We start from the raw sequence: 24,193 nt of genomic DNA on the forward strand, positions 1-24,193 counted from the left end.
CCCGTTTCGCCGATTGCCTGACAAGAGTCCCGGATTTACCAGTTGTCCGGTAGGGGGGAGAAAGGTCTTATCAGGCCTCGACAGGCGAAATACGGCGTTCGTCAGAAGGGCCCCTCGACCGCCGCCCGTACCAACGCCTCGGTCAGGCGCAGGTCTTCACGCGCTTCCGGGTGCCACTGCACGCCCAGGACGAAGCCCCCGCCCGGCCGCTCCAGCGCCTCGACCGTGCCGTCCTCGGCGTACGCGGAGGCGACCAGGCCCTCGCCCAGGCGGTCCACGGACTGGTGGTGGTGGGTGGCCACGCCGAAGGCGTCCGGCAGCAGCTTGCCGGTCAGTGTGCCGGGCACCGGCTCGACGGCGTGGTCGGTGAAGGTCCCCGGCGCCGGGTTGTGCCCGTCGTGACCCACCAGGTCCGGCACGTGCTGGCAGAGCGTGCCGCCCGCCTGGACGTTCATCACCTGCATGCCCCGGCAGATGCCGAGCACCGGCACTCCGCGCTCCAGCGCGGCGGAGAGCAGGGCCGTCTCCCAGCGGTCGCGCTCGGGCACCGGGGCGCCTGCGCGGGCGTGCGGGGCCTGGCCGTACAGGGCCGGGTCGAGGTCCTCCCCGCCGCCGAGCACCAGGCCGTCCAGGCGGCTCACGACCGCCTCGGCCGCGCCCGGCTCGTCCGGCGGCAGCATGACGGCGAGCCCGCCCGCCCGTTGGACCTGGGCGGGGTAGGAGGCCGGGAGCAGTGCGGCCTTCAGGTCCCAGGCGCCCCAGCGGGCGCGGGTGAGATAGGTGGTGATGCCGATGAGGGGTTTCGCGGTCACGGTCTGTACGTCCCTTTCCGTGTGGTGCGGCAGCGGTTGGTCGTCGAACACCGGTCATTCACGGGCCAGTTCCGCCTCTGCCCGGGCGAGCGCCGCGAACTCCTCTTCCGGTGCGCCCGCCACCAGGCGGTGCCTGCTGTACAGGGCGAAGTACGCGGCGGCCACGGCGTAGACGCCCAGGGCGATCAGCGCCGCCGCGACGTCGACCACGAAGGTCGCCACCAGCGCCGCGCACGCCAGCACGAAGGCGGTGGTGGAGGTGAGTACGCCGCCCGGCGTGCGGTACGGCCGGGCCAGGTGCGGCTCGCGGCGGCGCAGCACGATGTGGGAGAGCGACATCAGCGCGTAGGAGATGGTGGCGCCGAAGACCGCGACGTTGAGCATGCGCGCCCCGTCACCGGTCGCGGCGGCCAGGCCGAAGCCGAGCGCGCCCGGCACCAGCAGCCCGAGGTAGGGGGCCTTGCGGCGGCTGGTGAGGGAGAGGAAGCGGGGGAGGTAGCCGGCCCGGGAGAGGGCGAAGAGCTGGCGGGAGCCGGCGTAGATCAGGGAGAAGAAGGAGGCCACCAGCCCGGCCAGGCCCGCGTAGTTGACGATCCGGCCGAGCGCCGTGCCGTGCCCGTCGGTCTCCAGGGCGGCGACCAGCGGATTGCCCGCGTCCTTCATGGCGTCGGCGCCGCCTGCTCCAGTGGCGGCGAGGAAGGTCAGCAGGGCCAGGAGCAGCAGGATGCCCATCGAGGTGGCCATCGCCTTCGGCAGCGTGCGCGCCGGGTCCCGTGTCTCCTCGGCCGCCAGCGGCACGCCCTCGACGCCGAGGAAGAACCACATGCCGAAGGGGAACGCCGCCCAGATGCCCAGCAGTCCGAACGGCAGCCAGGAGGAGGAGCCGAAGGCGCCCGCGTCGACGGGTATGTCGTTGAGCCGTCCCGCGTCGAAGTGGCCGAACGCCCCGGCCGCGAAGACCAGCAGGGCCGCCACGGCGATGCCGGTGACCACGAAGCTGAAGCGCAGCGCCTCGCCGACGCCCCACAGGTGGATGCCGATGAAGAGGACGAAGCACGCGAGGTAGACCGGCCAGCCCGACGTGAGACCGAACAGGTGCAGCGACTGGACGTAGTCGCCGATGAAGATGGCGATCGCGGCGGGCGCGAGCACGTACTCGATGAGGATGGCCGTGCCGGTCAGGAAGCCGCCCCACGGGCCGAGGGCGCGCCGCGCGAAGCCGTAACCGCCGCCCGCCGTGGGCAGGATGGCGGCCATTTCGGCGAGGGCGAAGACCATGCAGGTGTACATCAGCCCCATCAGCACGGCGGCGACGGCGAGCCCGCCGAAGCCGCCGTGCGCGAGGCCGAAGTTCCAGCCGGAGTAGTCGCCGGAGACGACATAGGCCACGCCCAGGCCGGTGAGCAGGAGGGGGCCGGCGCTGCCCCGGCGCAGGGTGCGCTTCTCGAGGTAGTCGGCGGTGCCCTCCCCGGGGGCGGCGTCGGCGGGCGGTGCGGTGGGGGAGTCCGTGCGATCGGCCATGAGCCGCTCCTGCCTCGGGGACTGGGGTAAAGGTTTTGCGCCATACCTTTGCGGTGTCGACGGCGGAAAGGCAACCCCCTTGCGTAAAACCCCGGTTACGTGCGAGGTGCCGGGACGTTACGCCAGGAACCCCCGCAGCAGCGCCGCCGTGCCGCAGCAGTGTTCCCGCATCACCTCGCGCGCCGTGTCCGCGTCCCCGTCCAGCACCGCCTCCACCAGCGCGGTGTGCTGCCGCTGGGAGTGCTCCAGGTTGCGCACCAACAGCGGTATGCAGTCCAGCAGGTCGTTGACCGACGCGCGCACGGCAGCGTACTGCGCGGCCAGCGTGGCGGATCCCGAAAGTTCGGCCAGGGTCAGATGCAGCAGCGTGTCCAGGCGGCGGTAGGCACCCAACGGCGCGTCATGGGTCGCGGCCAGCGCCTCCCGCAGCCGGTGCGCCTGCGCGCCGGACAGCCCGTGCGCCGCGCACAGCCCCGCCGCACCCACCTCCAGCACCTCGCGGAAGCGCAGCGTGTCCTCCACGTCCACGGCCGCCAACCGCTGCCGCAGCACGTCCCCGTCCGCCACCGGCACCGCCTTTGCCAGCACGAACGTCCCGCCGTACCGGCCGCGCCTGCTCTCCACCAGCCCCTGGTCCTGGAGCACCTTCAGCACCTCGCGCAGCGTCACCCGGCTGATGTGCAGCCGCTCGGCCAACTCCCGCTCGGCGGGCAGCCGTTCGCCGTGCTCCACCAGCCCCAGCCGCACGATCTGGAGTATCTGCTCCAGGGCCTCCTCGAAGCCGTTCCCCGCGCGGACCGGCCGCAGCACCGTCGCCAGCCGGTCCGCCGTCCGCTCGTCCGCCGATGCACCTTCGTTCATCGGACCCCCTTCCCAACCAATGGTCTACGGCCCTACCTTAAGACCTCCGGTCGTACCGACAGGAGGCAACACCGTGGCACACCGCATACCCCCGCTCACGGTCGACGAGCTGCGTCGGCTCGTGGACACCGGGGAGATCGACACAGTCGTCCTCGCCTTCACGGACATGCAGGGGCGGCTCCAGGGAAAGCGGTTCGCCGCCCGGTTCTTCCTCGACGACGCGCTGGAGCACGGCACCGAGGGCTGCAACTACCTCCTCGCCGTGGACGCAGACATGAACACCGTCGACGGCTACGCCATGTCGTCATGGGAGCGGGGCTACGGCGACTTCGCCATGCACCCCGACCTCAGCACCCTCCGCCGCGCCCCCTGGCACCCCGGCACCGCCCTCGTCACCGCTGACCTCGCCTGGCACGACGGCTCGCCCGTCCTCGCCTCGCCCCGCCAGATCCTGCGCCGCCAGCTCGACCGCCTCGCCTCGCACGGCTGGAGCGCCCACGCCGGCACCGAGCTGGAGTTCATGGTCTTCAAGGACACCTACGAGGACGCCTGGAACCGCGGCTACCGCGGGATGACCCCGGCCAACCAGTACAACATCGACTACTCCGTCCTCGGCACCGGCCGCATCGAGCCCCTCCTGCGCCGCATCCGCAACGAGATGGGCGCGGCGGGCATGACCGTCGAATCCGCCAAGGGCGAGTGCAACCTCGGCCAGCACGAGATCGCCTTCCGCTACGACGAGGCGCTCACCACCTGCGACCAGCACACCGTCTACAAGACCGGCGCCAAGGAGATCGCCGCCCAGGAGGGCATGGCGCTGACCTTCATGGCCAAGTACGACGAGCGCGAGGGCAACTCCTGCCACATCCACCTCTCGCTGCGCGACGAGGACGGCCGCCCGGTGCTCGCCGACGACACCGGTCCGTACGGCATGTCGAAGACCATGCGGCACTTCCTCGCCGGACAGCTCGCCGCGCTGCGCGACTTCACCCTGCTGTACGCACCGAACATCAACTCCTACAAGCGCTTCCGCCCCGGCTCCTTCGCCCCCACCGCCGTCGCCTGGGGCCCCGACAACCGCACCTGCGCCCTGCGCGTGGTCGGCCGCGGCCACGCCCACCGCTTCGAGAACCGCCTGCCCGGCGGCGACGTCAACCCCTACCTGGCGGTGGCGGGCATGGTCGCCGCGGGACTGTACGGCATCGAGAACGGCCTGGAGCTGCCCGAGGCCTGCACCGGCAACGCCTACGCCGGAGACGCCGCACACGTGCCGGCCACCCTGCGCGAGGCCGCCGAACTGTGGGAGGCCAGCCCGATCGCCCGCGCCGCCTTCGGCGACGAAGTCGTCGAGCACTACCTCCATATGGCGCGCGTCGAGCAGGAGGCCTACGACACCGCCGTCACGGACTGGGAGCGCTTCCGTTCCTTCGAGCGGATGTGAGCCACCCCGGCGGCCCGCGAGGGGGCGGCCGCCGGAAGGAACGAGCAGGGAGACCACGTGCACGAGCACCACATCATCAACCCGGCGACCGAGGAACTCATTGCCACGGTCCCGGCGGCGACCGCTAGGGACGTGGACGCGGCCGTCCGCCGCGCCACCGCGGCGCAGCGCGGCTGGGCGGCGCTCGCCCCCGGCGACCGCGCCCGCCACCTGCGCCGCTTCGCCGCCGCCGTCGACGCGCACCTGGAGGAACTGGCCCAGCTGGAGGTCCGCGAGGCGGGCCACCCCATCGCGGGCGCCCGCTGGGAGGCGGGCAACGTCCGCGACCTGCTCGACTACGCGGCCGGGGGCGTCGAGCGGCTCACCGGCAGCCAGATCCCGGTCGGCGGCGGCCTGGACGTCACCTTCCACGAGCCCCTGGGCGTCGTCGCCGTCATCGCCCCCTGGAACTTCCCCATGCCCATCGCCGCCTGGGGTTTCGCCCCCGCCCTGGCCGCGGGCAACGCCGTCCTCCTCAAACCCGCCGAGACCACCCCGCTGACCGCCCTGCGCCTGGCCGAACTGGCCCTGGAGAGCGGGCTGCCGGAGGGGCTGCTGCAGACGCTGCCGGGCGCCGGTCCCGTCGCGGGCGCCGCGCTCGTCGAACACCCGGGTGTGGCCAAGATCGTCTTCACCGGCTCGACCGCCGTCGGCCGGCAGATCATGGCCAAGTGCGCGGGGGACGTCAAGCGCGTCACCCTCGAACTCGGCGGCAAGAGCCCCAACATCGTCTTCGCCGACGCCGACATCGAGCAGGCCGCCGCGGCCGCCCCCGGCTCCTTCCTCGACAACACCGGCCAGGACTGCTGCGCCCGCAGCCGCATCCTCGTCCAGCGCGGCGTCTACGACCGCTTCATGGAACTGCTCGAACCCGCGGTCGCCGCCTTCACCGTGGGCGACCCCGCCGACCCGGCCACGCAGATGGGCCCGCTGATCTCGGCCGCGCACCGCGAGCGCGTACGCTCCTACGTCCCCGAATCCGCCCCGGCGGCCATCCGCGGCGAGGCCCCGGCGGGCAAGGGCTTCTGGTACCCGGCCACGGTCCTGGAGGGCTCGCCCGGCGACCGCGCCGCCACCGAGGAGGTCTTCGGGCCCGTCGCCGTCGTCATCCCCTTCGAGGACGAGGCGGACGCGGTGCGCATCGCCAACGCCACCGAGTACGGCCTGTCCGGCTCGCTGTGGACGCGGGACGTCTCGCGCGCCCTGCGCGTCTCGCGGGCCGTCGCGGCGGGCAACCTCTCCGTCAACTCCCACAGCAGCGTGCGCTACTGGACGCCGTTCGGCGGCTTCCGCCGCTCCGGCCTGGGCCGGGAGCTGGGCCCGGACGCGCTCGCCGCCTTCACCGAGACCAAGAACGTCTTCATCGCCGTCGAGCCTCTCGAGGCCCGATGACCCGGGGGCGACCCCCGCACCCGCACGCCCCCCAGCCGTACTGCCACATCCACAGAAGGGCCAGAGCATGACCGACCAGACCCCCGCCGTCTGCCGCCGCCTCGTCGGCCGCACCGCCGTCGTCACCGGAGCGGGCAGTGGCATCGGCCTGGCCACCGCCCGCCGGCTCGCCTCCGAAGGCGCCCACGTCGTCTGCGCGGACATCGACGAGAGCGCGGGAAAGGCCGCCGCGGCCGAGGCCGGCGGCCTCTTCGTCAAGGTCGACGTCACCGACCCCGCGGAGGTGGAGGCGCTCTTCAAGACCGCCTACGACACCTACGGCTCGGTCGACATCGCCTTCAACAACGCCGGGATCTCGCCGCCCGACGACGACTCCATCCTCACCACCGGCCTGGAGGCCTGGAAGCGCGTGCAGGAGGTCAACCTGACCTCCGTCTACCTGTGCTGCAAGGCGGCGCTGCCCTACATGCAGCGCCAGGGCAGAGGTTCCATCATCAACACCGCCTCCTTCGTCGCCGTCATGGGCGCCGCCACCTCCCAGATCAGCTACACCGCCTCCAAGGGCGGGGTGCTCGCCATGTCCCGCGAACTGGGCGTGCAGTTCGCCCGCGAGGGCATCCGCGTCAACGCGCTGTGCCCCGGACCGGTCAACACCCCGCTGCTCAAGGAGCTCTTCGCCAAGGACCCCGAGCGCGCCGCGCGACGGCTGGTGCACGTGCCGGTGGGCCGGTTCGCCGAGCCCGAGGAGATCGCCGCCGCCGTCGCCTTCCTGGCCAGCGACGACTCGTCCTTCGTGAACGCCGCCGAGTTCCTCGTGGACGGCGGCATCGCGGGCGCCTACGTCACCCCGCTGTAAGGTCCATGACGGTACGTCGGGTCCGGTGCGCAACCCCACCGGCCCCGACGTGCGTCCTTGCCCCACGTACCAAAGAGAGCACATGCGCACCAAGTCCGCCATCGTCGTCGGCCTCGCTGCCGCCGCAGCCCTCGCCGCCGCGGTCCCGGCCGGCGCCGCCGCCCCGGCCCACGGCAACCCCCGCACCGACTGCCCCCGGCTCGACGCGAACCTCGCCTGGTACGGCGACAACCGCGCCAAGCTGCAGAAGATGATCGACGAGCGCGGCACCTGCTCCGGCATACCCGGCGGCAGCCGCCCCGTCGCCGCCTTCGACTGGGACAACACCGTCGTCAAGAACGACATCACGGACGCCACGCTCGCCTGGGCGCTGGGGCACGACAAGATCCTCCGGCCCAAGAGCTGGAAGGACACCAGCAAGTGGCTGACCCCGGCCGCCGACCGCGCCCTGACCAAGGCCTGCGGCACGTCCGTACCCGTCGGCAAGCCGCTGCCCACCTCCCGCAACACCGCCTGCACCGACGAGATCTTCGAGATCCGCGAGAAGTCGCAGACCATGGCCGGCGAGAGCGCCTTCGCCGGTGACTGGAACCACCGGCGCACCGTCCCCGCCTACGCCTGGATCCCCCAGCTGTTCGCCGGGCACACCCCCGCCGCCCTGACCTCCTTCGCCGAGCGGGCCCGCGCCGAGCAGCTCGCCGCGCCCGTCGGGGCCACGCAGAAGGTCGGCACGCACACCATCGCCGGTTACGTGCGCTACTACGACCAGCAGAAGGACCTCATCCGCACCCTCAAGGCGGCCGGATTCGACGTCTACATCGTCTCCGCCTCCTCCGAGCCGATCGCCGAGGCCTGGTCGGGCGGCGTCGGCCTCGACCGCAAGCACACCATCGGCATCCGCAGCATCACCGAGCACGGCCGTCTGACCACCCGCACCAAGGGCTGCGGCGACGTGCCGGACGGGCAGGGCGAGGCTCTGCCGTACATGGACGGCAAGCGCTGCCTGATCAACCAGGAAATCTTCAAGATCAAGGGCGCCAAGGCCTGGCAGCAGCAGGACTGGTCGCACCGCATCGCGCTGGGCGCGGGCGACGCCGACACCGACGTGACGTTCGTGAACGACGCGACCGGCGCGCACATCGCCGTCAACCGCAACAAGGCCGAGCTGATGTGCCGTGCCTTCGACGACGCGGACGGCCGCTGGGTGGCCAACCCCATGTTCATCGACCCGATGCCGCGCAAGTCCGGCACGTACCCGTGCTCGACGACGGCCGCCACCGCCCCTGACGGCTCGCACGGCCCCGTGCTGCGCGCGGACGGCAGCGTCATCCCGGACCAGACGGACAAGGCGTACTGACCGGGCACGCCTCCGGCCGCCGGGGACCGGCGGGTTTCGGCCCATCGGTCCCCGCCCGTGGATCAAGGCACCGGTAACACGCCCGCCGCGCCGTCGGCTTCGGCATGATCGGGGGAGCGAACGCCGGCTCACGCGCATCCCACTGGAGGCCCCCGCCATGACCGACACCATGCTCGCCGGACGACTGGACCTGCGCGGCGGCGGTTTCGCCGTCGAGGAGATACCCGTGCCCGCACCCGGCCCGGGACAGGTCCGCATCAAGGTCGAGGCGGCCGGGATCTGTCTGTCGGACGTCCACCTCATCGACGGCAGCCTCAAGCCCGTCCGCCCCGCGGCGGACAAGATCACCCTCGGGCACGAGACCGCGGGCGTCATCGACGCCCTCGGCCCGGACGTCCCCGGCCCCTGGGCCGTCGGGCAGCGCGTCCTCCTCCAGGCGGGCGAGCGCTGCGGGACCTGCCCGGCCTGCGTCCGCTTCGAACCCTGCCGCAACGTCCTCACCCGCGGCGTCGACTACGACGGCGGCTGGGCCGAATACGCGCTGGCCACCCACCACACGCTCGTCGCGATCCCCGACGACCTCCCCTTCGCCCAGGCCGCCGTCATCCCCGACGCCGTCTCCACCCCCTGGGCCGCCGTCACCGCCACCGGACAGGTCCGGCCCGGCCGCCCCGCGGGCGTCTGGGGCGTCGGCGGCCTCGGCGCGCACGCCGTGCAGTTGCTGCGCCTGGCCGGGGCCGCGCCCGTCATCGCCGTCGACCCGCTCCCGGCCGCGCGCGAGCGCGCGCTGGAGTTCGGCGCCGACCTCGCGCTGGACGCCGCCGCGCCCGACATCCGCGACCGCATCCGCGCCGCCACCGACGGCCTCGGCCTGGACCTCGCCCTCGACATGGCGGGCGTCCCCGCCGTGCGCGAACAGGCCGTGCGCTGCCTGGCACACACCGGACGGCTGGTCCTGGTGGGCCTGGGCCCGGCGCCGCTGACCGTCACCGACAGCATCGGCTTCAGCTACCGCGAGCAGCGCATCCTCGGCCACTACGGATCCCAGCCCGGGCACGTGGCCGAACTCGTCACGCTCGCCCGGCTGCACCGCCTGGACCTCTCCCGCTCCATCAGCGGCACCCTCCCGCTGGCCGAAGCCGCCGCCGGGGTCGAGCGCCTGGCCAAAAAGGACGGCAACCCGATCCGGCTGATCCTCACGCCCTGAGTTCTCGCACCTTCACAGAAATGTGTGGCCCTCGCCCCGGTAGGTGGGCACCGTCTCCGTCACCCGGTCGCCGTCCACGAGGTGCAGCGCCGCGAAGTGCTCGCACATCTCGCCCGCCTTCGCATGCCGGAACCACACCTTGTCGCCGATGAGGAGGTCGTCCGCCGCGTGCCCGAGCAGCGGCGTCTGCACCTCGCCCGCGCCCTCCTGCGGCGCGTACCGCAGCCCGGCCGGCAGGTACGGCACCGGCAGCCGGTCCCGCCCCGGCACCCCGGACGCCGGATAGCCGCCGCCCAGGACGGTCACCACACCCAACCCCGGGCGGCGCACCACCGGCAGCGCGAACAGCGCCGCCGGGCGGCCGGTGAACGAGCGGAAGTCGTCGAACAGGCGCGGTACGAACAGCCCCGACCCCGCGGCCACCTCCGTCACCGCCGGCTCGGCCGCCGTGTGCTGCACGCTGCCCGTACCGCCGCCGTTGACGAACTCCAGCTCCGCCACGGCCCGTACCGCCCGCACCGCCTCCGCCCGGCGGGCCGCCAGCTCGCGGCGGGCCGCCGCCTGCATCAGGCGGACCGCTGCCGAGCGCAGCGGACGGCCCGCCACCGCATCGCCCACGCCCGCCACATGGGCCTCGTACGCCATCAGCCCCACCAGCCGGAAGCCCGGCCTCCGGTCGATCAGACGGGCCAGCTCCGCCAGCCGCTCCGGGGTGCGCAGCGGTGAACGCAGCGCCCCGATCCGCGCCCGCCCGCCCAGCAGGCGCAGCGAGGTGTCCAACTCCAGGCAGACGCGCACCTCTTCGCGCCCCGCACGCGCCGCGTCGACCACCGCCAGCTGGGCCGGGTCGTCCACCATCACCGTGACCGCGCGGGCGAGCTTGGCGTCGGACGTCAGCTCGGCGAAGGCGGACCGGTCGGCCGAAGGGTAGGCCAGCAGCACGTCCTCCACACCGGACCGCGCGAGCCACAGCGCCTCGGCGAGCGTATGGGCCATCACGCCGGCGAACCCGTCCCGCGCCAGCACCCGCTCCAACAGCGCCCGGCACCGCACCGATTTGGTCGCGATGCGCACCGGCTTGCCGTGCGCACGCCGCACCAGATCGTCCGCGTTGGCATCGAACGCCCGCAAGTCGACCACCGCCAACGGGGCGTCCAAGTGGCCGGTGGCCCGGTCGTAGCGTGCCCGCTCGAAGGACATGGCGGGCAGCTTGCCAGAGCCGGATTGCCCTGGGTAGGGGTCCGGCACGGGTGAATGGCACACGCCGCGGCGGGCATCGTAAAGTGGCGCGCACGCCACCGGCCTTCCGCCGCGGGCGTGATGTCCGAACTACGGCGGTACGGGGTACAGCGGTACGGTGAGCCGGCTCGCAAGGGGGAGCGCTAGGTGAGTACCGAAGCGGAAGCGATGCGGCCGCCACCGCTCCCCGCCTACGCGCCGCCGCTCCCGGTGACGCCGCCCGTCGCCGGCCTGCCGCAGAAGTCCCGCCGCGCTGCGGCCGCCGCCGCGTGCCTGGTGGTCGGGCTCGGCCTCGTCACCGGGGCGATAGCGGGCACTTGGGCCGCCGCCGGGCCGCAGGACCGCCCCGCCGCCCAGGCTGCCTATGCGCGCGGCGGCACCCTCTGGCAGAACGTCCCCGTCGACACGCTCTTTCCGCCCGCCGTGCACGCCGACGCGGCCGGCCCCGGCGGAGCCGACCGCGACTGGACCCGCATCGGCGTCGCCCCCGACGGCGGCTGCACGGGCGCCTTCGACCCCTTGCTGACCAAGGCGCTGGCCCCCGTCGGCTGCAAACGGCTGCTGCGCGCCACCTACGCCGACGCCACCTCCACCAGCGTCACCACGGTCGGCCTGCTCATCACGGACACCGACCCGGCGGGCATGCGGGCGCTGCGCGACCGCTTCACCGAGGAACGGCTCGACGAACGCCCCGACCTGATGCCCCGCCCCTACGCCCCCAAGGGCACCGTCGCCGACGGCTTCGGCGACGCGCAGCGCGGCAGTTGGCGCATCAGCGTGCTCACCGACGTCCCGGTGGTCGTCTACGCGGTCACCGGCTTCGCCGACGCCCGCACCGGCATCCCACCCCAGCCCGCCGACCAGGCCGTCGTCCCCGGCGCCACCACGGCCCCCGCCCAGGCGGGCCTGGGCCACGACGCGGCCGCCCTCGCCGAGCAGACGGAACGCACCTACCGCGCGGCCGCGCGGCAGAGCCCGCAGGAGGCACGCCGGTGAGGGGAGGACGCGCGCTCGCCGGGGCCGCCCTGGCCGTGGCCCTCGCGGCCGCGGGCGCCGTGCCCGCCCGGGCCGACGCGATACGGACGCAGGAGTGGGCGCTGGACTCGCTGCACGTCCAGGAGGCCTGGAGGACGACCAAGGGGGCCGGCGTCACCGTCGCGGTCCTCGACACCGGCGTCGACGAGAACCACCCCGACCTGCACGGCCGGGTGCTGCCCGGCAAGGACCTGGTCGGCCTCGGCGCCGGGCCGGGCGACCGGGCGTGGGCCCGGCACGGCACCGCCATGGCCGGGATCATCGCGGGGCGCGGACACGGCGAGGACGACGCGGACGGGGTGGTGGGCGTCGCACCCGAGGCCCGGATCCTGCCGGTGCGAGTGATCCTCGAAGACGGCGACCCGGCCCGGGCCAAGGCCCGCGGCGCTCGCGGCGGGGCGCTCGCGGACGGCATCCGCTGGGCCGCGGACCACGGCGCCGACGTCATCAACCTCTCCCTGGGCGACGACAGCGACACCGCCCACCCCGAGCCGAACGAGGACGCCGCCGTGCGCTACGCCCTCGGCAAGGGCGCGGTCGTGGTCGCCTCGGCGGGCAACGGCGGCGAGCACGGCGACCACGTCTCCTACCCGGCCGCCTACCCCGGCGTGATAGCGGTCACCGCCGTCGACCGCTACGGCGCCCGGGCCTCCTTCTCCACCAGCCGCTGGTACGCCACCGTCAGCGGCCCCGGCGTCGACGTGGTGATCGCCGACCCCGACCGCCGCTACTACGAGGGCTGGGGCACGAGTGCGGCGTCCGCCTTCGTCTCCGGCTCGGTGGCGCTGCTGCGGGCCGCGCACCCCGGGCTGACGCCGCCGCAGATCCGCCGGCTGCTCGCGGAGACCGCCCAGGACGTACCGGCCGGCGGGCGCAGCGACGAGGTGGGCGCGGGTCTGGTGGACCCGGCGGCGGCCCTGGCCCGTGCCGAGGGGGCGGCGGGGGCGGGCACCCGGGCGGCTCCGGGCAGCGCCCCGCGCTACTTCGGGTCCGGCCCGCAGGCGGTCGCGGCGGACGCCGGTGACGATGGCTTCGGGGCTCCCGCGATGCTGGCGGGGGCGCTGGGGCTGCTGTTGCTGGGGGCGGCGGCGGTGCTGCGGCGCACACCCCGGTTCACCCGGCCTTCGAGCACGATGCACGTCGGCGCGGATCCGGGTCTCCGGGGCCACGCCCCCCGGGGATAAGCTCGGGCCGTGGCGCTCAAGAACATCCCCGACCCCGGCTTCTCCGACGACGACGGCTCCGCCGACCCCGCACTGGCACAGGCGCTCGCCGCCTGGGCGCGGGACCCGGCCGCCGAGAGCGGGGTGCTCGCCGCCCTCCCGAAGGCCCGCCTGCTGGTGCCCGTCGTCGCCGTGCTCGGCGAGGTGGAGACCGGCTCGGACGGGCTCAAGCGGGAGAAGACCAGCGACATGGCCGTCCCGACGCTCCAGGCTCCGGACGGGCGGCGCGCCCTTCCCGCCTTCACCTCCCTGGAGACGCTGGCCCGCTGGCGTGCGGACGCCCGGCCCGTGGCCGTACCGCTGCACCAGGTGCTGCAGGCCGCCGCGCACGAGAAGGCGGACACGATCGTGCTGGACCTGGCCGGTCCGGTGACCTATCCGCTGACCGGCCCGGCGCTGCTCGCGCTGGCCGAGGGGCGCGCGAGCGCCCACCCGCTGACGGACCCGGCGGTCGCCGAGGCGCTGCGGGCCGTGCTCGCGACCGAGCCCGGCGTGCACCGCGCCCACCTGGTCGCGGCCGCGGACGCCGACGGCACCCTGGCCCTCGCCCTGGCCCCCGGGGCCGCGGCCCCCGAGGTGGTGCGGCGCGTCGCCGAGGGGCTGGCCGCCGACGAGGTGCTGCGGGCCCGGCTCGTACGGGGCCTGGACCTGGCCCTGCTGCCGCCGGAGGCAGCCGTTCCGGGAGAGCCGCTCTTCACCCGCTGATCTCCGACAGGCGCCCGGGGAGGGACCGTCCGACAATGCCTAAGGACGGTCCACGAGATCCTCAGGAGGTCGCCATGGACGCCCTGAAGAACATCAAGCCGGACCTGAGCCATCTGGATCCGGTCGTGACCAGGGCCATCGCCGCCGAATTCCTCGGGACGCTGTTGCTGGTCTTCTTCGCCGTGGGCTCCGTGGTGCTCGCAGCCGACTACATCGGTGTGCTCGGTATCGCGCTGGCCTTCGGCTTCACTCTTATGGCCCTGGTGTACGCGCTGGGCCCGGTCTCGGGCTGCCACGTCAATCCGGCGGTGACCTTCGGCATGCTCCTGGAGCGCCGCATCACCCTGCACACGGCGATCGAGTACTGGATCGCGCAGCTGCTGGGCTCCATCGTCGGCTCGGCCATCCTTTTCCTGCTCGCCAAGCAGGTGCCGAAGCTCAAGACCGACGAGGCCTTCGGCAGCAATGGCTACGGCGACCGCTCAGCCGTGCACGTCAACACCGGCGGCGCGTTCCTCGCGGAGGTCGTGCTGACCTTCCTGCTGGTGTTCGTGCTGCTGGCGGTGACCCACCGGGTGGCCATGGTCGGCTTCGACGGGCTGGCCGTCGGCATCGCCCTCGCGGTGGTGCACATCGTGGGCGTGCCGCTTACCGGCACCTCTGTCAACCCGGCCCGCAGCATCGGCCCGGCCCTGTTCGCGGGCGGCGCGGCGCTCTCACAGCTGTGGCTGTTCATCATCGCTCCGCTGGTCGGCGGCGCCCTGGCCGCCTACGCGCACCGGGTCACCCATCCGCTGCACTCCGCCGCCGTCTCCGCGGACGACCTCGCGGCCTCCGAGCCGCTGGCCGGCTCGGGTGAGGGCCGGCCCGACCGGCCCACCTTCGGCGGCCGGGCCGACTGACGGCTCAGCCGAAGACCGGGCCCGTGAACTGCTCGCCCGGACCCTTGCCCGGCTCGTCCGGCACCACCGACGCCTCGCGGAAGGCCAGCTGGAGCGACTTGAGGCCGTCGCGCAGCGGTCCGGCGTGGAAGTTGCTGATCTCGGTGGCGCTCGCGGTGACCAGGCCGGCCAGCGCGTGGATCAGCTTCCTGGCCTCGTCCAGGTCCTTGTGGGCCTCGCCCTGCTCGGCCAGGCCCAGGTTGACCGCCGCCGCGCTCATCAGGTGCACCGCCACCGTCGTGATCACCTCGACAGCGGGGACGTCCGCGATGTCGCGCGTCATGGTGTCGAAGTCCGGTGCCCCGGCCTCGTCGGCGGTCCCGGGGGTGGGCTCGGGAGTGGCGTCGGGGGTCGCGTCGCTCATCGTTGTTCTTCCGCTTCTTCGGGCACTGCTTCGTGCTGGACGATGGCCCCAGCCTATGGCCACGGCGCGCACGAGTGGGGACCGGGCCGGGTCGCTGGTATGCTGGTGAGCGACCGGTCGGACACTCGTGTGCCCGACCCACAAGTGGAGGCTCCGATCTCCCACCTCGCAGACCCCCGGGTCGGCAGGTCTCCGGTCGGCAGAACTCATCGTTCCGTACGGACGATGAGAAGCTGTCCAGCGCGCCTCGCGGTTCACCGCGGCGGTGCTCCGGTGTGTGAGGAGCTCTGCCTGTGACCCGTCCGAGGCGTTTTTTGCGTTTCGTGCGACGCGGCGGTCATACCGAAAAGACGTTACGCGGCTGTCCGCCAGGCGGCCGTGTGGTGCTACCGAGGAGGCCCCATCAGCGCCGAGCCCCGCATCAACGACCGGATCCGAGTCCCCGAGGTGCGACTTGTCGGTCCCAGTGGCGAGCAGGTCGGCATCGTGCCGCTTGCCAAGGCCCTGGAGCTTGCGCAGGAGTACGACCTCGACCTGGTCGAGGTGGCGGCGAACGCCCGTCCGCCGGTCTGCAAGCTCATGGACTACGGGAAGTTCAAGTACGAGTCGGCCATGAAGGCCCGTGAGGCGCGCAAGAACCAGGCGCACACGGTCATCAAGGAGATGAAGCTCCGGCCGAAGATCGACCCGCACGACTACGACACCAAGAAGGGTCACGTCGTCCGGTTCCTCAAGCAGGGCGACAAGGTCAAGATCACGATCATGTTCCGTGGTCGCGAGCAGTCCCGGCCCGAGCTGGGCTACCGACTGCTGCAGCGCCTCGCGGAGGATGTCCAGGAGCTGGGTTTCGTCGAGTCGAACCCCAAGCAGGACGGCCGCAACATGATCATGGTTCTCGGTCCGCACAAGAAGAAGACCGAGGCGATGGCCGAAGCCCGCGAGGCGCAGGCCGCCCGCAAGGCCGAGCGCCAGGGTGGATCCAGCGCGGACGCCGCCGAGGAGCCCGCAGAGGCGTGATTCCGGGGCCCTCGGCCCCGGCTCACCCGGGGCATCCGCCCCGGACAGCAATCGAACCAGCTGACGCTCCCGTGCGCCCGCATGCCGGGTGGGAGCGCCACCGACGAGGAGATACGGCGCGATGCCGAAGAACAAGACGCACAGCGGTGCCAGCAAGCGCTTCAAGATCACGGGCTCCGGCAAGGTGCTGCGTGAGCGCGCCGGCAAGCGCCACCTGCTCGAGCACAAGTCGTCCAAGCTGACGCGTCGCCTCACCGGCAACGCCGAGATGGCCCCGGGCGACGCCAAGAAGATCAAGAAGCTTCTCGGCAAGTGACGCCCTGCACCCCCGGCCGCAAGGTCACGGGGTGCGCGTCTGACACCGGGACCCAATCGATTTCGGGCCGCGTGAGATTCGACCGCGGCCCCGCTACAAGGAGTTAATCAAGTGGCACGCGTCAAGCGCGCAGTCAACGCGCACAAGAAGCGTCGGGCGATCCTCGAGGCGGCCAGCGGTTACCGCGGCCAGCGGTCGCGCCTGTACCGCAAGGCCAAGGAGCAGGTCACCCACTCCCTGGTCTACAACTACAACGACCGCAAGAAGCGCAAGGGCGACTTCCGTCAGCTGTGGATCCAGCGCATCAACGCCGCTGCCCGCCAGAACGGCATGACGTACAACCGCCTCATCCAGGGTCTGAAGGCCGCCAACATCGAGGTGGACCGCAAGATCCTGGCCGAGCTCGCGGTCAACGACGCCAACGCGTTCGCCGCGCTCGTCGAGGTGGCCCAGAAGGCGCTGCCGGCCGACGTCAACGCGCCGAAGGCCGCCGCCTGATCCGGCGCCCGCAAGGCTCGAGCGGACCCGCAGGCCCCGGAGGCCTGCGGGTCCGCTGCCTTTTGCACGCCGCCTGCCGGCCTGCCGCGCGCGTCAAGCGCAGCTCCGTACCGCACCGCACCACCACAGTGAAGTGAGCCGCCGCCCATGGGCACCCCCGAGCTGATCTCCTCGCGCTCCCCCCGCGTCATCGCCGCACGGCGGCTGGCCAAACGCAGCTTCCGGGTCAAGGAGCGCCGGTTCATCGCCGAGGGCCCCCAGGCCGTGCGCGAGGCCATCGAGCACCGCAGCGCCGGCGAGCCCACCCTCCTGGAGCTCTTCGCCACCGTCGAGGCGGCCGAACGGCACGCCGAGATCGTCGGCGCCGCCCGCGCCGCCGGGGTGCGCTTCCACCTCGCCTCCGACGAGGTCATCGCCGACCTCTCGCAGACCGTCACCCCGCAGGGCCTGATCGGCGTCTGCCGCTTCCTGGACTCGCCCTTCGAGGAGATCCTTGCGGCCCGCCCCAAGCTGGTCGCCGTCCTGGCCCACGTCCGCGACCCCGGTAACGCCGGCACCGTGCTGCGCTGCGCGGACGCCGCCGGGGCCGACGCCGTCGTGCTGACCGACGCCTCGGTGGACCTGTACAACCCCAAGTCCGTACGGGCCTCCGTCGGCTCCCTCTTCCACCTGCCGGTCGCCGTCGGCGTCCCCGTGGAGCAGGCCGTGCACGGCCTGCGCGGCGCCGGGGCGCGGATCCTGGCCGCCGACGGCGCAGGCGAGCGCGATCTGGACGCCGAGCTGGACGAGGGCACCATGGGTGGCCCCTCCGCCTGGATCTTCGGCAACGAGGCCTGGGGCCTGCCCGAGGAGACCCGGGCGCTGGCCGACGCGGTGGTGCGGGTCCCGATCCACGGCAAGGCCGAGAGCCTCAACCTCGCGACGGCCGCCGCGGTGTGCCTGTACGCCTCCGCCCGTGCGCAGCGCGCGTCCGGAGGGTGCCGCTCCGTGACCTCCAGCTAGTAGGGTTGCGCTCCGGGGGCTCGGGAGGGGGTGCGGATGACGAACGTCAGGACTTCCGGGAGCGTGGCCGCCGACTGCGTGCCCGCTTCCTTCGACGGCCTCGGCCTGCACCCCGACGACCTGCCTCACGGCCTGGTCGTCGCCGACGACAGCGGACGCGTGACCTGCTTCAACGCCGCCGCCGCCCGGATCACGGCGGTGCGCCCGGGCGAGGCGCTCGGCCGCCCGCTGGAGAGCGCCCTGCCGCTGGAGGACCTCGACGGCCGCCGCTGGTGGGCGCTGACGGACCCCTACGGCGGCCTGGCCACCCGGATCGGGCAGCCCGAGCGGAATCTGCTGCTCCCCGGCGGCCGCCAGGTGCTGGTCTCCGCCCGCTACATCCGGCCGCGGCCGGGCGGGCCCGTGGTGCGCCTGGTGATCCAGCTGCGCGGCACGGAGGCCCGCCGCCGCACCGAGCGCAGCCACGCCGAGCTGATCGCCACCGTCGCCCACGAGCTGCGCTCACCGCTGACCTCCGTCAAGGGGTTCACGGCCACGCTGCTGGCCAAGTGGGAGCGGTTCACCGACGACCAGAAGCGGCTGATGCTGGAGACCGTCGACGCCGACGCCGACCGCGTCACCCGGCTGATCGCCGAGCTGCTCGACATCTCCCGCATCGACTCCGGCCGCCTGGAGTTGCGCCGCCAGCCGGTCGACATGGCCGCTGCCGTGCGGCGCAACGTCGAGGCGCGCACCCGGGCCGGCCAGCCCGCCGACCGCTTCGAGATCAAGGTCGCGGATTCGCTGCCGCCTCTATGGGCAGACCCGGACAAAATCGACCAGGTGCTGGGCAACCTCCTGGAAAACGCGGTGCGCCACGGTGAGGGAAGGGTCACCATAGAGGTGTCACCAGCACTGATCAAGGCCCGGACGGAGGGGACGGCGGTCACCGTGAGCGATGAGGGCCCCGGCATCCCCGAGGAGTCGATGGGCCGCGTCTTCACCCGCTTCTGGCGGGGCAGCAAGCGCGGCGGCACCGGCCTGGGCCTGTACATCGTCAAGGGCATCGTCGAGGCCCACGGCGGGACAATCACGGTGGGGAGGGCCGTCAAGGGCGGCGCCCAGTTCCGATTTACCCTGCCCGTGGGCGCCCCGGCCTTCCTGTCCCAGGGCTGAGCGGCCGCCCGCGGGCTCATCCGACCACACGCGCCCCTTAGACTCGACCTTTGGCACCTTTGGCAACCACCAGTGGCCAACGTCGTCGGGCGAAGCAGCGCGAACCGAAGCCAGCGAATCGGAAGCACGGGAAGAGATGTCGGCACCCAATAAGTCGTACGACCCTGTCGAGGTCGAGGCACTGAAACCGGAAGAGATCGAGCGCATGCGGGACGAGGCGCTCGCCGCCTTCGCCGCCGCGGGCGGTCTCGACGCGCTCCACGAGGCCAAGGTCGCGCACACCGGCCCCACCTCCCCGCTGTCCCTCGCCAACCGCGAGATCGGCGCGCTGCCCCCGCAGGCCAAGGCCGAAGCGGGCAAGCGCGTGGGCATGGCCCGCGGTGCCGTGAACAAGGCCCTCGCCGCCCGCCAAGCCGAGCTGGAGGCCGAGCGCGACGCCCGGGTGCTGGTCGAGGAGGCAGTGGACGTCACGCTGCCGCACGACCGCCTCCCGGCCGGCGCCCGGCACCCGCTCACCACGCTCTGCGAGCGCATCGAGGACGTCTTCGTGGCCATGGGCTACGAGGTCGCCGAGGGCCCCGAGGTCGAGACGGAGTGGTTCAACTTCGACGCCCTGAACTTCGGCCCCGACCACCCGGCCCGCGCCATGCAGGACACCTTCTTCGTGCAGGGCAAGGCTGCTGCTGATAGCGGCTCCGCCGCGGGGTCGGCCGAGTCCGGCGTCGTCCTGCGCACCCACACCTCCCCGGTGCAGGTCCGCGCGATGCTCGACCGCGAGCCGCCCGTCTACGTGGTCTGCCCGGGCCGTGTCTACCGCACGGACGAGCTGGACGCGACCCACACCCCGGTCTTCACCCAGGTCGAGCTCCTCGCCATCGACGAGGGCCTGACCATGGCCGACCTCAAGGGCACCATCGAGCACATGGTGCGCTCGCTGTTCGGCGAGGGGCTGACCACGCGGCTGCGCCCGAACTACTTCCCCTTCACCGAGCCCTCCGCCGAGCTGGACATGCAGTGCTATGTCTGCCGCGGCGAGTCGGCCGGCAACCCCGACCGTCCGTGCCGCACCTGCTCCAGCGAGGGCTGGATCGAGCTGGGCGGCTGCGGCATGGTCAACCCGCGGGTGCTGATCGCCGCGGGCATCGATCCGGAGAAGTACAGCGGCTTCGCCTTCGGGTTCGGCATCGAGCGACTGCTGATGTTCCGCCACAACGTCGAGGACATGCGAGACATGGTCGAAGGTGACGTGCGCTTCACCCGGCCGTTCGGGATGGAGATCTGATGCGCGCCCCGCTTTCCTGGCTGCGGGAATACGTCGACCTGCCCGCGGGCGAGACCGGCCGTGACGTACAGGCCGAGCTCATCGCCGCAGGTCTCGAGGTCGAGCGCGTCGAGCAGCTCGGCACCGGCCTCACCGGACCCCTGGTCGTCGGCCAGGTCCTCACCATCGAAGAGCTCGAAGGCTTCCGCAAGCCGATCCGCTTCTGCACGGTCGACGTCGGGCAGGCCAACGGCACCGGCGAGCCGCAGGAGATCGTCTGCGGCGCCCGCAACTTCTCCGTCGGCGACAAGGTCGTCGTCGTGCTGCCCGGCGCCGTGCTCCCCGGCGACTTCGCCATCGCCGCCCGCAAGACCTACGGCAAGACCTCGCACGGCATGATCTGCTCGGGCGAAGAGCTCGGCATGGGCGACGACGGCACGCACGGCATCATCGTGCTCCCGCAGGAGTACGAGCCCGGCACCGACGCCATCGAGCTGCTGGAGCTCGTCGACGAGGTCCTGGACATCGCCGTCACCCCCGACCGCGGCTACTGCCTGTCCATGCGCGGCATCGCCCGCGAGCTGGCCACCGCCTACGGCCTGCCGCTGCGCGACCCGGCCCTGCTGGACGTCCCGGCGCCCAACAGCTACGGCTACCCCGTCCAGGTCGCCGACCCGGCCGCCTGCGACCGCTTCACCGCCCGCACGGTCACCGGCCTCGACGCCGAGGCGCGCTCCCCGATCTGGCTCCAGCGCCGCCTGCAGAAGGCGGGCATGCGCCCGGTCTCGCTCACCGTGGACATCACCAACTACGTGATGCTCGAGCTGGGCCAGCCGCTGCACGCCTACGACCGCACGCGCATCCAGGGCGCCATCGGCGTCCGCCGCGCCGAGCCCGGCGAGAAGCTCACCACCCTCGACGGCACCAAGCGCGTCCTGGACGCCGAGGACCTGGTCATCACCGACGACCGCGGCCCCATCGGGCTCGCGGGCGTCATGGGCGGAGCCGAGACCGAGATCGCCGACCACGGGGCCGCCACGAGCTCCACCGAGGTCGTCATCGAGGCCGCGCACTTCGACCCCATCGTCGTCGCCCGTGCCGCCCGCCGCCACAAGCTCTCCTCCGAGGCGGCCAAGCGCTTCGAGCGCGGCGTCGACCCGCAGGCGGCCTCCGCGGCCGCCCAGCGCACTGTCGACCTGCTGGTGCTGCTCGCGGGCGGCACCGCCGAGGCCGGAGTCACCGAGGTCGTCACCCCCAGCGGCCCGCACACCATCGCGATGCGCGCCGACCACCCGGACCGTGTCGCCGGCGTCCGCTACGGCCGCGAGAGCGTCGTGCGCCGCCTGCAGCAGGTCGGCTGCGACGTCTACGGCCAGGACGAGCTGATCGTCACCGTCCCCAGCTGGCGGCCCGACCTGACCGACCCCAACGACCTCGCCGAAGAGGTCATCCGGCTGGAGGGCTACGAGAACCTGCCCTCCACCCTGCCGCAGCCGCCCGCCGGGCGCGGCCTGACCGAGCGGCAGCGCCTGCACCGCCGCGTCGGCCGGGCACTGGCCGGGGCCGGCTACGTCGAGGCGCTCAACTACCCCTTCGTGGGCGACGAGGCCCTCAACCACCTGGGCCTGGAGGCCGACGACCCGCGCCGCACCGCCGTGCGCCTGGTCAACCCGCTCTCCGACACCGAGCCCGCGCTGCGCACCACCCTGCTGCCGGGGCTGTTCGCCGCCCTGCGCCGCAACGACGGCCGCGGTGAGCACGACCTGGCGCTCTTCGAGACCGGCCTGGTCTTCCGGCCCACCGGTGACGAGGCCACCCCGGTCCGGCTGCCGGTCGACCGCCGCCCGACCGACGAGGAGATCGCCGCCCTCGACGCCGCGCTGCCCCGGCAGCCGCGCCGTGCCGCGGTGGTCCTCGCCGGCGCCCGCGAGCAGACCGGCTGGTGGGGCCAGGGCCGCCCGGCCACCTGGGCCGACGCCGTCGAGGCCGGCCGGACCGTGGCCCGCGAGGCGGGCGTCGAGCTGATCGTCCGCCAGGACCAGCACGCGCCGTACCACCCCGGCCGCTGCGCCGCGCTGCTCGCCGTGGTCGACGGCCAGGAGACGCTCGTCGGCAACGCGGGCGAGCTCCACCCGCGCGTCACCAAGGCGTTCGGCCTGCCCGAGCGCACCTGCGCGATGGAGATCGAGCTGGACCTGCTGGAGCGGGCCCGCACGGGCGCCCTCCAGGCCCCGCACGTCTCCGCCTTCCCGGTGGCCACCCAGGACGTCGCGCTCGTCGTCGACGCCTCGGTCGCCGCGGCCGACGTCGAGGCCGCGCTCAAGGCCGGCGCCGGTGAACTGCTGGAATCGCTGCGCCTGTTCGACGTCTTCACCGGCGAACAGCTCGGCGAGGGCAAGAAGTCGCTGGCGTACGCGCTGCGCTTCCGCGCCGACGACCGCACCCTGACCGCCGAGGAGGCCTCGGCGGCCCGCGAGGCGGCGGTCCGCTCGGCCGTCGAGCGCACGGGCGCGGTGCTGCGCGGCGCATAGCACCGCACGGCAGCTGCGCCGTCCGCACAGGTGAGGGGCGCCCCGGAGATCCGGGGCGCCCCTCGCGTCTGTCACGCGTGATGGCCGAGCACCACCCGAATATCACTCAATGGGTGGAATCGGGAGGTCGGGTCGTTACTTCGGCGTGAAGGCTCGGCAAGAATCGTGCGCGTCATTGCTGCTATGGGGGGCCGACGGCATGATCCGTACAGGGGCGGTGCGCTGCCGGCGGAATCTGGTGTTGGCGCTTCCCGGACTCTGGGTGCTCGCCGTGGTCGTCTGGGAGCTGGTCAGCCCGCTCGGCACACAGTTCGTCGAACTGCTCGCCGCCGCGCCCGCGATCGCCTGTGCGGGCAGCGGCCGCCGCCAGTGCGTCGTGCTCGGCGGCGGCTGCGCGCTCTTCGCGCTCCTCCCGCTCGGCTCCGCCGGGCGCGCCGCCCCCGGCACCCGGCTCGGCACCTGCTGCGCGATCCTTGCCGTCGTCGCCGCCAGCTACCTCACCTCCGGCCGCGGCCGCAGGCTCGCCCAGGAGCTGGAGCGGGTCAAGGAGATCGCGGCCACCGCACAGCACGCCCTGCTGCGCCCCGTGCCGCCCCGGCTGGGCGGCCTCACGCTCGCCGGCGGGCACCTGTCGGCGAGCGAAGGCGCCCTGGTCGGCGGCGATCTCTACGAGGCCCTGGCCACCCCGTACGGCGTGCGGGTCGTCATGGGCGACGTCCGCGGGCACGGGCTGCCCGCGCTCGGCATCGTCGCCGCGCTCCTCGGCAGCTTCCGCGAAGCCGCCCACGACGAGAGCGAACTCCCCGGCGTGCTGCGCCGCCTGGAGCGCGCCCTGCACCGGCACCTCGGCGACGGGGCGTGCGGGGAAGCACAGCCGGAGCGGCAGTCGGCCGAGGAGTTCGCGACCGTGCTGCTGCTCGAAGTCCGCGAGGACGGCGAGGTCGTGGCGCTCAACTGCGGGCACCCCTGGCCGCACCGGCTCTCCGCCCTGGGCCACGGCCGCAGCAGCCGTGCCGTCGCCATGGCGCCCGGCGACCCCATGCCGCCGCTCGGGATGTTCCCGCTCCCCGCCGACACCCCACCGCTCGCCCTGGACCGGCTGCTGCCCGGCGAGGCTCTGGTGCTGCATACGGACGGCGCCGAGGACGCCCGGGACGCGGCGGGGGAGTTCTTCCCGCTCACCGGGGTCCTCGCCGAGGCGGCCCATGGCCGGTCCGTCGTCCCCTCGGCCGTCGTCGAGCACGTCCGGGGCGCCCTGCTGAGGCACACCGGCGGCGTGCTCACCGACGACTTCGCCCTGCTGGCCCTGCGCAACGACCACCCGCGCTCGCCGGCCGCCATGGCCGCCCTGCCGCCCGTCCGTTCCTGCCTGCGCGAGTGAACGCCCGTCCGTCCGTGGCCCGTTCACACCCCGTGCGAA

22 protein-coding genes are annotated in these 24,193 nt (G+C 73.2%); 17 read left to right on the plus strand and 5 right to left on the minus strand.

What is annotated here, in order from left to right; translation table 11 throughout:
- Nucleotides 1-101: 101 nt before the first annotated feature.
- From FHS39_RS20250 to FHS39_RS20260, 3 genes are all read right to left on the minus strand, one after another.
- Complete coding sequence (locus FHS39_RS20250; protein ID WP_184350776.1) at nt 102-812, minus strand: gamma-glutamyl-gamma-aminobutyrate hydrolase family protein; 711 nt, start codon at nt 810-812, stop codon at nt 102-104.
- 54 nt (nt 813-866) lie between these two features.
- Entirely contained in the window at nt 867-2,333 is a 1,467-nt protein-coding gene (gene eat, locus FHS39_RS20255) for an ethanolamine permease (RefSeq protein WP_184350777.1), read from the minus strand.
- Nucleotides 2,334-2,450: 117 nt separating this feature from the next.
- Nucleotides 2,451-3,194: a FadR/GntR family transcriptional regulator gene (locus FHS39_RS20260; protein WP_184350778.1), complete on the minus strand. Its 744-nt coding sequence runs from the start codon at nt 3,192-3,194 to the stop codon at nt 2,451-2,453.
- Between the two features lie 73 nt (nt 3,195-3,267).
- On the opposite strand from FHS39_RS20260, the gene FHS39_RS20265 reads away from it, so the two are divergent.
- From FHS39_RS20265 to FHS39_RS20285, 5 genes are all read left to right on the plus strand, one after another.
- A complete protein-coding gene (locus tag FHS39_RS20265; RefSeq protein ID WP_184350779.1) occupies nt 3,268-4,635 on the plus strand; it encodes a type I glutamate--ammonia ligase in 1,368 nt (455 codons plus the stop codon).
- Between the two features lie 57 nt (nt 4,636-4,692).
- Entirely contained in the window at nt 4,693-6,066 is a 1,374-nt protein-coding gene (locus FHS39_RS20270) for an aldehyde dehydrogenase family protein (protein WP_184350780.1), read from the plus strand.
- A gap of 67 nt (nt 6,067-6,133) precedes the next feature.
- Nucleotides 6,134-6,922, plus strand: coding sequence for a 3-oxoacyl-ACP reductase (locus FHS39_RS20275; protein WP_184350781.1), 789 nt, complete (start codon nt 6,134-6,136; stop codon nt 6,920-6,922).
- An 82-nt stretch (nt 6,923-7,004) separates the two neighbouring features.
- Nucleotides 7,005-8,279 (plus strand): HAD family hydrolase, encoded by a 1,275-nt coding sequence (locus tag FHS39_RS20280; RefSeq protein ID WP_184350782.1) that lies wholly within the window; start codon nt 7,005-7,007, stop codon nt 8,277-8,279.
- A 157-nt stretch (nt 8,280-8,436) separates the two neighbouring features.
- Entirely contained in the window at nt 8,437-9,486 is a 1,050-nt protein-coding gene (locus FHS39_RS20285; protein WP_184350783.1) for a zinc-binding dehydrogenase, read from the plus strand.
- 12 nt (nt 9,487-9,498) lie between these two features.
- Here FHS39_RS20285 and FHS39_RS20290 read toward each other — a convergent pair whose 3' ends face one another.
- Entirely contained in the window at nt 9,499-10,686 is a 1,188-nt protein-coding gene (locus FHS39_RS20290) for an amino acid deaminase/aldolase (protein WP_425507798.1), read from the minus strand.
- Nucleotides 10,687-10,872: 186 nt separating this feature from the next.
- Here FHS39_RS20290 and FHS39_RS20295 point away from each other — a divergent pair, with 186 nt between their 5' ends.
- The 4 genes from FHS39_RS20295 (at nt 10,873) to FHS39_RS20310 (ending at nt 14,590) form a co-directional block, all read left to right on the plus strand.
- Nucleotides 10,873-11,721, plus strand: coding sequence for a hypothetical protein (locus FHS39_RS20295; RefSeq protein ID WP_184350784.1), 849 nt, complete (start codon nt 10,873-10,875; stop codon nt 11,719-11,721).
- Nucleotides 11,718-12,944 (plus strand): type VII secretion-associated serine protease mycosin, encoded by a 1,227-nt coding sequence (mycP, locus tag FHS39_RS20300; protein ID WP_184350785.1) that lies wholly within the window; start codon nt 11,718-11,720, stop codon nt 12,942-12,944. Before FHS39_RS20295 ends, mycP begins: the two co-directional genes overlap by 4 nt.
- 9 nt (nt 12,945-12,953) lie before the next feature.
- Nucleotides 12,954-13,688, plus strand: a complete 735-nt coding sequence (locus FHS39_RS20305; protein WP_184350786.1) for an SseB family protein — start codon at nt 12,954-12,956, stop codon at nt 13,686-13,688.
- A gap of 74 nt (nt 13,689-13,762) precedes the next feature.
- Entirely contained in the window at nt 13,763-14,590 is an 828-nt protein-coding gene (locus tag FHS39_RS20310; protein WP_184350787.1) for an MIP family channel protein, read from the plus strand.
- Nucleotides 14,591-14,594: 4 nt separating this feature from the next.
- On the opposite strand, the gene FHS39_RS20315 is transcribed toward FHS39_RS20310, so the two are convergent.
- The gene (locus FHS39_RS20315) at nt 14,595-14,993 is read right to left on the minus strand and encodes a DUF1844 domain-containing protein (protein ID WP_184350788.1); all 399 of its coding nucleotides are present in this window, start codon (nt 14,991-14,993) and stop codon (nt 14,595-14,597) included.
- Nucleotides 14,994-15,371: 378 nt separating this feature from the next.
- Here FHS39_RS20315 and infC point away from each other — a divergent pair, with 378 nt between their 5' ends.
- From infC to FHS39_RS20355, 8 genes are all read left to right on the plus strand, one after another.
- Complete coding sequence (gene infC / locus FHS39_RS20320) at nt 15,372-16,010, plus strand: translation initiation factor IF-3 (protein ID WP_184350789.1); 639 nt, start codon at nt 15,372-15,374, stop codon at nt 16,008-16,010.
- Between the two features lie 121 nt (nt 16,011-16,131).
- The gene (gene rpmI / locus FHS39_RS20325) at nt 16,132-16,326 is read left to right on the plus strand and encodes a 50S ribosomal protein L35 (protein ID WP_046504486.1); all 195 of its coding nucleotides are present in this window, start codon (nt 16,132-16,134) and stop codon (nt 16,324-16,326) included.
- A gap of 111 nt (nt 16,327-16,437) precedes the next feature.
- Nucleotides 16,438-16,824, plus strand: a complete 387-nt coding sequence (gene rplT / locus FHS39_RS20330; RefSeq protein WP_125652405.1) for a 50S ribosomal protein L20 — start codon at nt 16,438-16,440, stop codon at nt 16,822-16,824.
- A gap of 147 nt (nt 16,825-16,971) precedes the next feature.
- Nucleotides 16,972-17,826, plus strand: a complete 855-nt coding sequence (locus FHS39_RS20335; RefSeq protein WP_184350790.1) for a TrmH family RNA methyltransferase — start codon at nt 16,972-16,974, stop codon at nt 17,824-17,826.
- 36 nt (nt 17,827-17,862) lie between these two features.
- On the plus strand, nt 17,863-18,981 hold the full coding sequence (locus tag FHS39_RS20340) for a sensor histidine kinase (RefSeq protein WP_184350791.1): 1,119 nt from the start codon (nt 17,863-17,865) through the stop codon (nt 18,979-18,981).
- 136 nt (nt 18,982-19,117) lie between these two features.
- Nucleotides 19,118-20,263: a phenylalanine--tRNA ligase subunit alpha gene (pheS, locus tag FHS39_RS20345; RefSeq protein WP_184350792.1), complete on the plus strand. Its 1,146-nt coding sequence runs from the start codon at nt 19,118-19,120 to the stop codon at nt 20,261-20,263.
- A complete protein-coding gene (gene pheT / locus FHS39_RS20350) occupies nt 20,263-22,773 on the plus strand; it encodes a phenylalanine--tRNA ligase subunit beta (protein ID WP_184350793.1) in 2,511 nt (836 codons plus the stop codon). Before pheS ends, pheT begins: the two co-directional genes overlap by 1 nt.
- Before the next feature lie 199 nt (nt 22,774-22,972).
- Nucleotides 22,973-24,154: a PP2C family protein-serine/threonine phosphatase gene (locus tag FHS39_RS20355; RefSeq protein ID WP_184350794.1), complete on the plus strand. Its 1,182-nt coding sequence runs from the start codon at nt 22,973-22,975 to the stop codon at nt 24,152-24,154.
- The last annotated feature ends 39 nt before the right edge of the window (nt 24,155-24,193 follow it).

The sequence above is a fragment of the Streptomyces olivoverticillatus genome, assembly GCF_014203555.1.
Taxonomy (GTDB): domain Bacteria; phylum Actinomycetota; class Actinomycetes; order Streptomycetales; family Streptomycetaceae; genus Streptomyces; species Streptomyces olivoverticillatus.

What these genes read in the sequence shown, in the direction of transcription:
- eat (WP_184350777.1), bottom strand. Translation starts at nt 2,333, where the DNA reads ATGGCCGATCGCACGGACTCCCCCACCGCACCGCCCGCCGACGCCGCC.
- FHS39_RS20260 (WP_184350778.1), bottom strand. Translation starts at nt 3,194, where the DNA reads ATGAACGAAGGTGCATCGGCGGACGAGCGGACGGCGGACCGGCTGGCG.
- FHS39_RS20275 (WP_184350781.1), top strand. Translation starts at nt 6,134, where the DNA reads ATGACCGACCAGACCCCCGCCGTCTGCCGCCGCCTCGTCGGCCGCACC.
- FHS39_RS20280 (WP_184350782.1), top strand. Translation starts at nt 7,005, where the DNA reads ATGCGCACCAAGTCCGCCATCGTCGTCGGCCTCGCTGCCGCCGCAGCC.
- FHS39_RS20285 (WP_184350783.1), top strand. Translation starts at nt 8,437, where the DNA reads ATGACCGACACCATGCTCGCCGGACGACTGGACCTGCGCGGCGGCGGT.
- FHS39_RS20290 (WP_425507798.1), bottom strand. Translation starts at nt 10,686, where the DNA reads ATGTCCTTCGAGCGGGCACGCTACGACCGGGCCACCGGCCACTTGGAC.
- FHS39_RS20310 (WP_184350787.1), top strand. Translation starts at nt 13,763, where the DNA reads ATGGACGCCCTGAAGAACATCAAGCCGGACCTGAGCCATCTGGATCCG.
- FHS39_RS20315 (WP_184350788.1), bottom strand. Translation starts at nt 14,993, where the DNA reads ATGAGCGACGCGACCCCCGACGCCACTCCCGAGCCCACCCCCGGGACC.
- rpmI (WP_046504486.1), top strand. Translation starts at nt 16,132, where the DNA reads ATGCCGAAGAACAAGACGCACAGCGGTGCCAGCAAGCGCTTCAAGATC.
- FHS39_RS20335 (WP_184350790.1), top strand. Translation starts at nt 16,972, where the DNA reads ATGGGCACCCCCGAGCTGATCTCCTCGCGCTCCCCCCGCGTCATCGCC.
- FHS39_RS20340 (WP_184350791.1), top strand. Translation starts at nt 17,863, where the DNA reads ATGACGAACGTCAGGACTTCCGGGAGCGTGGCCGCCGACTGCGTGCCC.
- pheS (WP_184350792.1), top strand. Translation starts at nt 19,118, where the DNA reads ATGTCGGCACCCAATAAGTCGTACGACCCTGTCGAGGTCGAGGCACTG.
- pheT (WP_184350793.1), top strand. Translation starts at nt 20,263, where the DNA reads ATGCGCGCCCCGCTTTCCTGGCTGCGGGAATACGTCGACCTGCCCGCG.
- FHS39_RS20355 (WP_184350794.1), top strand. Translation starts at nt 22,973, where the DNA reads ATGATCCGTACAGGGGCGGTGCGCTGCCGGCGGAATCTGGTGTTGGCG.